Here is a 3,738-nt window from a genome sequence, read left to right as displayed (position 1 = left end):
GGATGGTCCAGTCCGTGCGGCTTTCGATGTCGGCCGCGGTGGCGGCCCAGCCCGGCGAGGCGGCCGGCGGGTCCGGCGAGAAGCTCGGCGCCGGCGGGTCTGCCGCCTTGGGCATCTGCAGGGAGGCCAGGTTGGTCTGCAGCGTGAGGCCCAGCATCACCTTGTTGCCGCGTTCGAAGCCGGCCGAGAAAATCACGCCGGGGGAGTAGCGGTACTCCAGGCCGATGTTGAACGGGGAGCGCTGCCGCTGGGGGTTGTTGAGCGGTTCGTTCTTGTAGTCGTTGCCGTCGTATTCGAGCTTGAGCGTCAGCGGGTCCCAGGGCGTGCGCCATTGCACGCCGCCAAAGAGCGCGGCAGGTCCGCGAAAGAGCCGGCCGAAGTTGGCGCCGCCCCAGGTCGTCTCGCTCACCCGGGTCTTGAAGCGGCTGCTCAGCAAGCCGAAGGGGTTGCTGATGTTGCCGCTGCTCCCCAGGTAGCCCCAGCCGATACCAAGGCTGAAGTCCAGGTCGCCGTGGCGCTTGCTCGCCACCAGGTACTCGGACGAAAAGAGGCCGGTGCCGCCGATGTCGCGAAAGCCCAGCGCCACCTCGGGCAGGTAGGCCGACTCCTTCCACAGCCGCGCCTTCAGGTCGATGCTCTTGTCCTTGTAGCCCTGGTTGCTGAGGCCGACGCCGTAGATCCGGTTGCTGATGGAGGTGTAGCGAAAGCCCGCTTCCAGCCAATCCAGCGGCTGGAACATGACGTTCAGCCGCGTGTAGGGCGAGACGTGCGTGAGCGAGGTCCGCATGTCGCCCGCCTGGCCCATGCGCGCGGTGGGCGTYTGCARCAGGCCGGTCTCGCCCCAGTCGTTGCCGCTCGTCTGGAGCGCGCGGTATTGCGGTGCTGCTTCGGGACGCACGGAAATGGCCGTCGATGGCGCCGGCGCGGCAGGTGCCGGCGGCACGTCGGGCAAGGCAGGCAGGGCGGGCGGTGCAGCGGGTGCGGCGATGGCGGCGGCCGGTACGGCCGCACCAACCGAAGGCTGCAGGATCGCGCCGCCTTGCGGCGACGGCCCTTGCGTGGCCAGAAACTTGATGATGCCCTCGGAGATCGCCCCCAGGTCGTCCATGCCGCGCGGCGCGGCCCAGACCCATGCGCCCGGCGCCGGCTCGCTCGAGGGATGCGCATTCCAGGGCGCCACGCCCACGCGGGCGGTGCGCCCGTCGGGCTGGGCGACCCAGGCCCAATCGTGCTTGCCCTCGGGGCTGCAGGCGGCGACATAGTCCCACGCCGTGCGGCCGGGTTCATGGGCCACCTGGCAAAGCTGCCCATCGGGCTGCAGGACCGAGATGGTCTTCAGCGCTGGCGGCGGCGCCACCAGCTGCTGGCCGGCCGTCAGCACCGGATCTTCTTCCGGATGCGCCTGCAGCCAGCGCGGATCGACGATGCCGAGCGCGACGCGGCCGGTCACCGGCAGGCCCTGCAGCCAAGCCATCAACTGCTTGCGCCGGCCCTGCTCTTCCGGCGGCACGCGCCGGCTGGCGGCATCGAGCCGCAGCAGCAGCGTGTTCTTCAGGAACTGCTGCGCCAGGCGCTCTTGCGGGATGCGCCATGCCAATCCGGGGGAAGCCGTTTCGGCCGGCTGGCGCAGCAGCCAGGCGCTCAGCCGCTCGCCGGGACGGATGTCGGCGTCGTCGGCGGGTGTTTTGTTGTCGACGGGGCTGTTGCCCAGGGGCTGCGCGCCGGCGGCGCAACTCGCCGCCAGTGCGCAGGCCACCGCCGCGCGAAAAGGCCAGGGATGTCTGCCGAAGCCACGCAGGAGCGAACTGCTCATGTACCAGCGCTCGCCGCTGCGACGGGTGCTGGGGGGGAAGGCGTCCACTGCTCGAAGCTCATACACAGGTCATTGGAAATACATTGCTCGGAATAGACGACCCGAGGCGTGCCGCCCGCTTGCGAAACGCCAAAGCGCGCCGGAGGCAGCGAGGCGCTCGCCGGGTGCGAAATGCTGCGCTCCTCGTACCAGCGCAGCGACGCGCCAGCCGTGCCGGCCAGCGCGGTCTGCTGCGGTGCAGCAATGGGCGTGCGCACGATCTCGTCGCGAATGCCGAACCGGTAGCCCGGCATCATGTCGCGCTCGCGCTGGTAGGTCTTTGGCGCCGCGCCGTTCGCATCGCCGGTCCACGCGGGCAGGCTGGAAAAGCGCACCTCGCGCCAATCGGTGCGAAGGCCGGTGGTTCCCACGAGGCGCCCGTCGAGCAGCCTCACGACCTCGCCGTTGCCGCTGTACCAGACCTCGACGGCGCCTTCGGGGCGCTGGTCGATGTAGCCGAGCACCATGAAGACCGTCTGCTTGCCGACGGCGACCCGCAAATAGCGGTAATTCGGGTTGAAAGTGGGCTGGGGAGTCGCGGCGCTGCCGCTATAGATATGCCGCGCCGTGGCCAGCATGGCCGAGGATCCGGAAGAACAGCCGCCAACGCCCAAAAGAAATGCCGACAAAAGGCAGCATTCAATAAGTCGCGTGGCCAGACCAACGCGCGGAGCCTTCGGCGAATGCCCTCCCGCGAAGAGGGCCCGCACGTTTAATTCGTGCCGGTCGTGCCTGTACCCGTGCCCGTGCCGCCGGTGCCGCCCGTGCCGCTGCCGCCGCCGCTGTTGCCGCCGTTGCCGCTGCCAACGGCAGCCGCCAGGCCAACGGCGGCCGCGACGCCACCGGCTTGCTGCGCGGTGATGCGTCCGAATGCGGAATTGGTTGCGCCGGTCGCGCTGGCCGGCTGGGGACCAGGCGTCTGGACCGGCGGGGGCGTTTGTGTTTGTGCCAAGGCCGAGGAAATGCCCAGCGCAGCAATGAAAGTGGCGGAAATCAGGGGGGCGATTCGCATGGCAAATATCCTCTCAATTAGCAGTTAACAGTTGGGACAAGATTAGCAGTTGGCGAAGTGTGCCGCAACTAATTTAGCCCTTGAGACATCTTTTACGCGTGCAAATCCTTGTGTCGAAATGTCTTGTAAATCAGGATTAATTCATTGTTATTAATTGCCTCTTTCGCAGGGCCGGGAATGCGCGTTCGCGCAGCGCCAGGCCGGCCCCGTTGAATATGCGCGCAACAGCCCGCTACAATCGCCGGTTGACCCTGCTCCAGCGAAGAAGACTTAGAGGATCCCCATGAGTGACATGACCTCCGGCTCCCCCCGGATCGACACAAGCAAGCGGACGTGGTTAATCGCATCCAGCTGTGCCGGCGTAGCGGGAGGCGTGGCCACCGCGATTCCCTTTGTGAGTACGTTCCAGCCCTCCGAGAAGGCCAAGGCCGCGGGCGCTGCCGTCGAAGTCGACATCGGCGGCCTCAAGGTCGGCGAGAAGATCACTGTCGAGTGGCGCGGCAAGCCCGTCTGGATCCTCAAGCGCTCGCCCGAGCAAGTGGCCGAGCTCCCCAAGCTCGACGGCCAGCTGGCCGATCCGCTCTCCAAGCGGCACCCCGACGAATTCACCCCCAAGTACGCGCAGAACGAGCACCGCTCGATCAAGCCCGACGTGCTGGTGGTGGTGGGCATCTGCACCCACCTGGGCTGCTCGCCGACCGACCGCTTCCAGGCCGGCCCGCAGCCTTCGCTGCCCAGCGACTGGGAAGGCGGCTTCCTCTGCCCCTGCCACGGTTCCACGTTCGACCTGGCCGGCCGCGTCTTCAAGAACAAGCCCGCGCCCGACAACCTGYCTGTGCCGCCGCACATGTACCTGTCGGACACCAAGCTCCTG

The 3,738-nt window shown here is 67.7% G+C and carries 4 protein-coding genes; 1 reads left to right on the top strand and 3 read right to left on the bottom strand.

The window, feature by feature from the left end:
- From AC1DOC_RS24165 to AC1DOC_RS24155, 3 genes are all read right to left on the bottom strand, one after another.
- The coding region (locus tag AC1DOC_RS24165) for a YjbH domain-containing protein (protein ID WP_478130649.1) at window positions 1–1,813 on the bottom strand (1,813 nt) is incomplete at its 3' end.
- Window positions 1,810–2,430 carry a YjbF family lipoprotein gene (locus tag AC1DOC_RS24160; RefSeq protein WP_478079109.1) on the bottom strand — a complete coding sequence of 207 codons (621 nt, stop codon included), beginning with the start codon at window positions 2,428–2,430 and terminating at the stop codon, window positions 1,810–1,812. The genes AC1DOC_RS24160 and AC1DOC_RS24165, both read right to left, overlap by 4 nt.
- A gap of 134 nt (window positions 2,431–2,564) precedes the next feature.
- Window positions 2,565–2,864: a hypothetical protein gene (locus AC1DOC_RS24155; RefSeq protein WP_018906501.1), complete on the bottom strand. Its 300-nt coding sequence runs from the start codon at window positions 2,862–2,864 to the stop codon at window positions 2,565–2,567.
- 283 nt (window positions 2,865–3,147) lie between these two features.
- Here AC1DOC_RS24155 and petA point away from each other — a divergent pair.
- The coding region (gene petA, locus AC1DOC_RS24150) for a ubiquinol-cytochrome c reductase iron-sulfur subunit (RefSeq protein WP_478130648.1) at window positions 3,148–3,738 on the top strand (591 nt) is incomplete at its 3' end.

The sequence above is a fragment of the Variovorax sp. 01T439_2 genome, from assembly GCF_056398445.1.
The sequence above is the reverse complement of the archived record's forward strand: the minus strand, read 5'-3'. Positions and strand labels throughout refer to the sequence as shown.